This is a genomic window from Enterobacter cloacae complex sp. IR5458, assembly GCF_049238025.1.
GTDB classification, from domain to species: Bacteria; Pseudomonadota; Gammaproteobacteria; order Enterobacterales; family Enterobacteriaceae; genus Enterobacter; species Enterobacter kobei.
In genome coordinates, this window is record NZ_JBMKIF010000031.1 from 37,805 (window position 1) to 44,978 (window position 7,174).

General features: G+C 37.2%; 8 protein-coding genes. 4 read left to right on the forward strand and 4 right to left on the reverse strand.

The features are described 5' to 3' along the window. Positions 1–204: 204 nt before the first annotated feature. Together ACOTYN_RS20640 and ACOTYN_RS20645 are read left to right on the forward strand one after the other, a co-directional pair. Entirely contained in the window at positions 205–1,458 is a 1,254-nt protein-coding gene (locus ACOTYN_RS20640) for a ParA family protein (protein WP_001050364.1), read from the forward strand. Next, on the forward strand, positions 1,455–2,459 hold the full coding sequence (locus ACOTYN_RS20645) for a ParB family protein (protein WP_001278838.1): 1,005 nt from the start codon (positions 1,455–1,457) through the stop codon (positions 2,457–2,459). The genes ACOTYN_RS20640 and ACOTYN_RS20645 overlap by 4 nt, the downstream gene beginning before the upstream one ends. A gap of 61 nt (positions 2,460–2,520) precedes the next feature. Here ACOTYN_RS20645 and ACOTYN_RS20650 read toward each other — a convergent pair whose 3' ends face one another. The 4 genes from ACOTYN_RS20650 to ACOTYN_RS20665 are packed head-to-tail and all read right to left on the reverse strand — an operon-like array spanning position 2,521 to position 5,201. Beyond that, positions 2,521–2,910, reverse strand: a complete 390-nt coding sequence (locus tag ACOTYN_RS20650) for a hypothetical protein (RefSeq protein ID WP_000815011.1) — start codon at positions 2,908–2,910, stop codon at positions 2,521–2,523. Next, positions 2,907–3,428 carry a hypothetical protein gene (locus ACOTYN_RS20655; protein ID WP_000598517.1) on the reverse strand — a complete coding sequence of 174 codons (522 nt, stop codon included), beginning with the start codon at positions 3,426–3,428 and terminating at the stop codon, positions 2,907–2,909. Before ACOTYN_RS20655 ends, ACOTYN_RS20650 begins: the two co-directional genes overlap by 4 nt. Next, positions 3,421–4,257 carry a hypothetical protein gene (locus tag ACOTYN_RS20660; RefSeq protein ID WP_000700976.1) on the reverse strand — a complete coding sequence of 279 codons (837 nt, stop codon included), beginning with the start codon at positions 4,255–4,257 and terminating at the stop codon, positions 3,421–3,423. Before ACOTYN_RS20660 ends, ACOTYN_RS20655 begins: the two co-directional genes overlap by 8 nt. After that, positions 4,254–5,201, reverse strand: a complete 948-nt coding sequence (locus tag ACOTYN_RS20665; protein WP_000718595.1) for a metallophosphoesterase — start codon at positions 5,199–5,201, stop codon at positions 4,254–4,256. Before ACOTYN_RS20665 ends, ACOTYN_RS20660 begins: the two co-directional genes overlap by 4 nt. Positions 5,202–5,564: 363 nt before the next feature. On the opposite strand from ACOTYN_RS20665, the gene parM reads away from it, so the two are divergent. Then, positions 5,565–6,602: a plasmid segregation protein ParM domain-containing protein gene (gene parM / locus ACOTYN_RS20670; protein WP_000818954.1), complete on the forward strand. Its 1,038-nt coding sequence runs from the start codon at positions 5,565–5,567 to the stop codon at positions 6,600–6,602. A gap of 11 nt (positions 6,603–6,613) precedes the next feature. Next, positions 6,614–7,126, forward strand: coding sequence for a hypothetical protein (locus ACOTYN_RS20675; protein WP_001151875.1), 513 nt, complete (start codon positions 6,614–6,616; stop codon positions 7,124–7,126). The last annotated feature ends 48 nt before the right edge of the window (positions 7,127–7,174 follow it).

Consider the following 7,174-nt stretch of genomic DNA (forward strand, 5'->3'; position numbering starts at 1 on the left):
AGGTTGTGCATTAGGTATGGACTAGAGAGTCTGAGCTCACATCTGCAAGTTAAGCTCACAAAAAATCATAAAAAAGTAAACAAACATTAGCTTAAGATTGAAACTAAGGATAGAATTGTACGCATAACAAGGAAATGGACGCATTATACGTAAAGTTTACATATATGCGTAAAAGTCGGTTTTCAGTGCAAAAAGGTCATAACCATGAATTTACTTGAAAAGATCGCCCTCGTTGGTCAGCGCATGAAAAGCGAGCAGATTTCTCTAAAGGAATCTCTGATGGCTTCATCAAGAGTATCTGTTTCTGATGATAGTGTTGATGGTGTTGATAGACTGATCTATAACCACTGTTTGAATAAAAAAAATCTCTCTGATTTTTTTGGGAAGTCACGAGTAACGTTCAATAAAATACTTTCGGACTTAGAAGAAAAAGAACTTGTTGGTGCACCTATTTATCAAAACAAAAATCATCTTTACACCCGCTGGGATGTTCAAAAAATAATGGATGCCCTGGGTTATCCCAAGTACCGCGATCATTACTTTAGCAGAGCTATTGTTACTCAGAATCATAAAGGCGGTACAGGGAAAAGCACTACATCTGTAGCTTTAGCAGTAGCAGCTGCTTTAGATCTACAACTCAATGCACGTGTATTAATGATCGAATGGGACCCACAAGGTTCGATTGGAAGCAGCATGATTCAAAGTGTCTCAGAAGATGATGTCTTCCTTACAGCAATTGATGCAATCCTTGGAATTTATGAAGAAAATTCTGAGTATAAAAAATATTTAGATTCAGGATTCTCTGAAGAAGAAATCATCACTAATATGCCTTTTTCAACGCATCTGCCAAACTTGGACGTAATAACGGCTTTTCCGACAGATGCTCGTTTTAAAGATAAATACTGGCAATGTTCTAGAGAAGAACGTACGTCTTTGTTACTACGTTTCAAGGAAGTTATCTTACCGGTACTGAAGCAGAACTATGATTTGATTATTATAGACACTCCACCTGAAGATTCACCTTTGATCTGGGCTGCTGACGAAGCGGCCGATGGGATTCTTGTCGCAGTGTCACCACGTGAATATGATTACGCCTCTACTACAGACTTCATGCTTACAATAAGTGAAAGGTTTAAACAATCACCAAGTAAGGGCGACAATTTAAAATGGTTCAAAGTTCTTGCTGTCAATGTAGATGACAAAAGTCCATATGAAAGAATAGTTTTGGATAAATTAATCAGAACTGTTCAGGACCTTTTGATGTCCGCTAACATAAAAAATTCTGAAGCATTTAAGGCAGCTGCTTCCAAAGGGCGTACAGTGCTTGATATCAAAAAATCAGAGGAACTTTGTTCCGCAAAGCAGCTTGATGTCGCAGAAGAATCTGTATTACAGGTATATCAGCAATTTATAAATGAAATAAAAAGTTTTTCAGCTAAGCAAGGAGTTAACGCATGAGCGATGAGCAACATATCGGGAATGATAAATCTCGATATTTAAACGCACCAAAGCGGACAGAAGTCGGTCACCGTTCAGGTCTTGCGGGTTTGAAAACAGCACCTCGCATAAAAAAGTTATTCACTCTTCATAAGGGCCGGAGACTAGAAGCGGAACATGTGATTGTTCCAGCCCAGAGAGTGGAGAAGGAGACCTTAGTCCATCCAGCGAACCCACGAAATCAAGAAGCCCTTACAGATTATTCTGTTAGAGATATTCTTAAGCAGATTGAAGAAAGAGGGGTCGATACCGAAGGGATCGCTGTAAAAAGAGATGGGGTTTATTTATTAATAGAAGGAAGTCGCAGACGTTTCTGCTGTATAAAGGCAGAAAAGGATCTCCCCCTGTGGGTTCTTCCGGATGAACTAACCGAAGATGATATAAATTCAATTATATCCGCAGCACAAACATCTCGAAAATTTTCATATAGAGAAGTTGGGTTTCAATTTATCAAAAAAATGGAAGAAAAAGGATTTTCTACTAATGAAGAACTCGCAGCATATCTTGGGATTAGTCATGTATCGGTAGCCAAAAGAATCCAGGCGGCCCGTATTGACGAAACATTGATCTCTTTATTCCCGGATTATGAAGGAATCCCGAACTCCTATTATAGTCGCTTGTCTCGTTTACAGAAATATGTGCAAAAAAATCTATTTCCTTTAGATGAAGTAATAGATAATGTTAAAGAGGAAACAAAAGATTTAGACATTGGAGATCTCCAGGTTGCTCAAAAAGTTGTAATGGAAAAAATCACACAATCTGTGGAAAGTGTTTGTGAAAAAACTTATTCCACAAAATGGGAAACAAGTGATCTTATTACTTTTGATAACAAAGATAAGTATGCAAGAATCAGTAAAAACAATACTGGTAGAAAAATTCGCTTTGAATTCAATAGGATAAATGCGGGTTTTATTAAGGAACTAGAGGAGTTCATAAAAGAAAAATTAAAAGTATCAGAATAAATATTGAACTGCATCTTTATGATGCAGTTCATATGATTTATATTTTTAATTTCTTGTTATATTAATATGGGGTGTGCGCAGGTTCAGACATATAAGGTCTTAGTTCTATATGAACAGAAGCGCCATTCCCATCATTTACTACGTTTAAAGGTGCTTTTCCCGGCAATGACATAGTTGCAACGTCAGGTCCAGAAACAGCAAAATTATTTTCTGCTGAAGGCATTACTGTAAAAATCTTTATAGCAACATTTTCATGTCTAAATAATGAAATCCCAAAAGTAGAACCAGCTTCGGTATTGCTCACGTCCACAACCACAGGGGTTTTTCCTAGATATTCATTAGTTAGTATGTTTTTTACTAATGCCCCTTCCGGGACAGTATAGATACGGTATGGATATGCTAAAGCCGTGTGACAAAAACATATTAAAATAACAATTAATGTTTGTTTCATAGATTATCCTCATTCAAAAATAAAAGATATAACTCTTGAAAATCGTGGTTAGTAATTAGGTCCGCTTTTCCGGGAAAATCGTAACTAACAGAAAATAAAAGCGAAAGCGAATCTTTTCCTTTTGCTTTGGGAGAGATTCTGCTAAAAGCACGGTTAATAAACATAAGTTGATCTTCATTGTTGAAGCAAAGTCCAAGCATTCCAACCGTAGGAACTACGAATGTGCTTACGCTGCCTGGGGGCAAAAGTTGCTTACTACGGGCATTGTAAGCACAACGACTACCACCTAGCGTTAGGCCTGAAAGCTCAATAAAACTTCTGGTTCCATTCTTGGCGACAAGCCAAACATCAGTTCCTGAACTTTCGACACGTAAAGTAACTTTTCCGTCAGTAAAGGCCTCACTTTTATTGTATAGAATAGGGTCAAAACCAACTGTCGGGAGTTCTTCGATTTTACTTTCTACTGACTGACAACCAGTCAGTAATGCAAACAATAAAAGTGTGATAACTTTAATCATCCCGCTTCCTTAGATTGTTTTTGGCGCTCGTTATAAAAGATAATGATTCACCGGGGTAGAGAATTGTTTCTTTCGTCCAATAACCATAACCACCGAGGATATTTTTTCTTTTCTCAATATAAACGGGTTCAGAAAATACTAAATGTTGATATTTAGGAAGAGATAAGATTTCATATTTTCCTTGTCCAACTAAGAGGTAATTCTTCTCTTTAGGATTGATGGTTACTGGATTACCAACACTTTGAGGTATGTTAAGTTTTTTTATATTTAGGTCAGAATAGTCAGGAACGGACACTTGATCATTAGACGTATTTCCGGGAAGAGTAAACCCTTTACCCTGATCCGGTCCAAAGATGGCAATTATATCTTTGTTGTTTCTTGTGATCGAAACGATAGCCTGAAGGGGCGTATTAGCAAGGTCATTTATAAACGATATAGTTAGACTTGATTTTGGCTCGACCCAAACAATGCTTTTTCCGGATGTGCCTTCGCTTAATGCAATTTTTTCATTTAGTAAGATTTTATTTTTGGCAATGATATTATACTCAAGTTTTGGTATCACAATAAAAAGTGATTCTTTATTTGAAACATTCATGATTTCTAAGAAATTGGTTTTGGTCATGCTGGTCTTTAGAACAGGCCTATATTTACCATTTATAAACCACCTTCCGTTTATAAGCTCCGCTTTAGCAGATATAAGTGAATCACTTTTCTGTGCGGCAGAAGAAAAAGCATCTTTTCTATGCTCTTTCTCTTGATGTGGTGCAGCTGCTGCGTGAAGATGCAAAAGTAATGTTGAAATTGAGATAATCTTCCAATTTATCTTCATCTTGTTACCTCAATGTTGTTTTCAATCGAATCGAGTTCTAAAGGATAGGTTTTAAGTGAATAAAACTTGTTTGTTGTTTGTATTAGCTGATGACACAATAAAACTGGATTGTTCTTCATGATTATTTCTACTAATGTAAGTGCTGGTGAGTCAGTTTGCGGTATACCCGGAGCAACTATTACCTGGTCTTCTAATTTTGACATATAGAGTGATCCAGTATTTATATGCAAACAATTACCGATCAGTACTGGAAGATTGTTTTGAGTACGACCATGGGCTTTTCGAATGCTGTTTACAGGATTCCTACCTAGGACCATAAGGTTGACGTCATTTATCATCATTGGTATTACGGCATGGTCCATACCGAATAGAAACTGGCTCTGAAAAATATTCACATTGGCATAGTTGAATGCTTGAAGCGCATTATAAGTATCAGTGAATGATGTGCGGATAGGGGCGTAATCAGAAGGGCAAACCCCAATTTTTATATCGCCTTTTAGTAAAATCTGCATCATCGTACCAAGCTGGGTATTAAGAAGTTTTTTTACCTCTTCCTCTAAATAGTAACGATTCACAGCTTTATGCCACTTTCCGCCCATTACACACCATCTCTCATTGAGGTATGTGCTGGGGTAAAATGTTCTCCGGTCTTTGTTTAATGGTAACAATTTTTTTAACATTTCTTCTCCGGCTCCGGCAGCTGAGAAATGCCTCACAAAACGTCCATCGAAAAAGCCACTGTTTATCGCCTTCATCAATTCTATGGGTTCCGGCCCATAGTCAAACAAATTTCCAGTAGAGAAAATTACTATCTCTTCTTCTGGCTTTGTAACTGATTGGATCAAGTTGCACAGCGCAGAGTAATGTCCATGAGGATCTGCCAGAAAGAAAATCCTTCCGGAGAAGTTTGTAAGGTCTATAGTTTGGACGTGCTCAGCTGCCATAAATTCCTCTACGTATGTTTACATCGATGATACGGTATTTCGAACTATGATTTTTTTACAAAAAGGCGTCATTTTGGATTCTAAGCCTAAGGACCTTTGTTACTTACAGGTAAAGGCCCCAGTCCTGGCTCTCAAACAGTTCATACTTAGGATGCAAAGTAACTTTCTGATTATAATTGGCTCCTTTATAAACATGGTTAATACATGAATACAGGAAATTTAACGGTAAGGTATTTAAAATGGAAGGATGCTGAAATAACATAGACTTACGTATTTTTTTAATAGTGTTAATGTTGATAATAGGTCACCATTAATGTATAAAGTTAATATCTAATATGGTCCTATTAATAAAAGAGAGTTTTTATGGCTGAACTATTAAAATCTGAAAGTCCTGTTTCACCATCAGTGCAGGATATCACTGAAGCTTTAAAAATCGTTGTCGATGATGGAAGTAAAGCTGCAAAACTGGTTTGTCTTAATGAAAGAAACGAATTAGTTCCCTTGCTTACACAAAATAGTTTTGTTCCAGATTTCCGTGTTCGCCATGAGGGTCTCAATCCTTTTAACTATCTTATTGATGGGCTGGAAAGGTTTTCGCATCACAGCGAATCTAGTAACTCACTGGAATCGACTGATGTATCTCACCAATACGATGAAATTAGCCGGTTAAATGTTCACCATGCACTTCATGCTTCTGGTTTAGTTCCTCAGGATGTTCACCTCTTTGTTACTTTACCACTTAGCCAGTTCTATACTGCTTTAGGGGAAACGAATATTGAAAATATTCAGAGAAAAAAAGATAATCTGATGAAACCAGTAGAGCGTTATCTTGACGGTAAACGCTATTCTTTTAACGTTTTGTCTGTGACTGTTTTCCCTGAATCTTTACCAGCTGTGACCCGGGCAGATGAAATTGAGGATATTGCTTCATTTGAATCAAGTTTGGTAATTGATCTTGGTGGTACTACTCTTGATGTTGCAAGTATTACTGGGCAATTAGAACAGATTTCGAAAGTAAAAGGTTTTGACCGTATTGGTTGTTCTATTGTTTACGATGAGATCAGCAGGTATCTTGAATCTGAGAAACTGAATACGAGTAATGCTTACATTCATCATCTTGTTGATAATCGTCATGATAAATCAGCTTTGAAGGTTGCAGAGGACAAGCGTGACGGTGTTTTTGATGCGGTAAACTCTGCGGTACAGAAGTTGCAAAGTAAAGTAATCAGAGCGGTTACACAAGTCGAAGAGAGGCCTCATAATGTTTTCCTTGTTGGGGGAGGTTCATATCTCATCGAAACAGCTATTCGTAAACATTTTGAAACGGCTAAAGTTATCATGGTAGACAATCCGCAGTTCGCATTATCTTTGGCAATTGCTGATACTATTTATTCAGAATAATGAGCTAGAACATGGCTAAATACCCTATCTCAAATAAGGCAGATAACGACCGGATTCAGATCCGGTCTTTCTGGATATCCGAAAGAAAAGCACCCTATGTTTATAGTTTCTTGAAAAAAACAGAACTTTGTCATAGGGGTGACCAACTGGATTTAATTAGGTCGGCTATTAGTACCGGGTTGGTATTAAATAATTTATTTCCTGACTTGGCAAATTTTATAAATGGTTTAAACGAAAGATTAACACTTGCAGATCTTAATAGGTTTCTGAATGATGGAAATACTATAGATACTGAACCTAAGCCTCCTATTAATGTATTGCTAGAGAATGTCTTAGATCAAAAGTTTAAGGAGTATTTAACACCTCTACAATTAGATAATTCAAAGCAGGATTCTGTTTCTGTAAAAGAAACCTTCCTTGTACAAAAGGAACATGCCTGCTTTGGTGTGAAGATTGAAAATGAGGGAAGCGATACCTCTATACCATCTGAAAGCCCACTTTCTTCAGGTGCATGGCTTTGTTGAATAAATCGAACTTTTGCTGAGTTGAAGGATCAGATCACGCATCTTCCC